Source organism: Cytobacillus sp. IB215316 (assembly GCF_033963865.1).
Lineage (GTDB): Bacteria > Bacillota > Bacilli > Bacillales > SM2101 > Nanhaiella > Nanhaiella sioensis.
The window spans coordinates 1-971 of record NZ_JAXBMC010000059.1; the positions used below are offsets into that span (position 1 = coordinate 1).

The following is a 971-nucleotide window of genomic DNA, read 5'->3' on the forward strand; positions in this document are numbered from 1 at the left end:
ACTATATTAAAGAACATAATTACATAAAAGGAGAAATAATAACTTTTACTGATATTTTATTAGGTGGAGCAAAAGTAACTGAAGATGGGTTGGATTATTTAACGAACTATAAAAAATATGAGGATGTATATCCGACGAATGAGGATTTACCTTATTGGGTAAGGCAAGAATAGGAGTGGATTTTTTGTATGAATAAATATGATTACAACGAATGGAAAAACATTCTACGAAGTCATCACTTTAAATGTTAGAAAAAAAACCTTCAATGTGGACTAGAAATACAACCAGCTGCAACTGAAAAGGAAATAGAATTAGTAGAGGAAGAACTAAACATTTCATTTCCAGAAGACTTTCGTCAGGTGTTGCTAAACTTTACAAAAAGCCTCCATTTCTATTGGTTTTTGAAAAATGATGAGTTTAAGGTATTCCAAAACTCTAACTTTTCGGATAGTACATTTTTTAATATGGGCGACATAGAGCAAGGTGTTATTGATTGTGGCGGCATACTTGATAATCCACTTTGGTCTTTAGATAATTTAATAAGGTACGATACTGAGAGAGAAATGTATGAGTTTTTAGATGATGATGGAACATTTATTAAAAAACACTGGGAAAACAAAAACACTCTTATTTTTACATCATTTGGTAATGGTGGACACTTAGGGATTGACCTAAAATACAACAAAGGTGAAGTTATATATCTGACCACTAGTTATCATATGCACGGTTTAAGGCTAGGCGAAAATTTTTCATCTTTCTTTGAAAACTGGATAAATCTTTCTTGTGCTGGTCACTGGGGGGAAGATTTTTATTTATTTAGCTCAGAAAAAAAACCTTATTTAAGCATGAATTCATTCAATGGTATTGAATTAAAAAGTGGATTAAATAAGTTAATGTAATTTATATAGAAAGTTATGATTCAACAATACAATGTGGGTATTAGTTACTCCCTTTGCGTTGAGCTGATCTTC

1 protein-coding gene is annotated in these 971 nt (G+C 31.1%); it reads left to right on the plus strand.

What is annotated here, in order from left to right; all coding sequences use genetic code 11:
• Positions 1 to 278 precede the first annotated feature (278 nt).
• Positions 279 to 899, plus strand: coding sequence for an SMI1/KNR4 family protein (locus tag SLH48_RS22375; protein WP_320259921.1), 621 nt, complete (start codon positions 279 to 281; stop codon positions 897 to 899).
• The last annotated feature ends 72 nt before the right edge of the window (positions 900 to 971 follow it).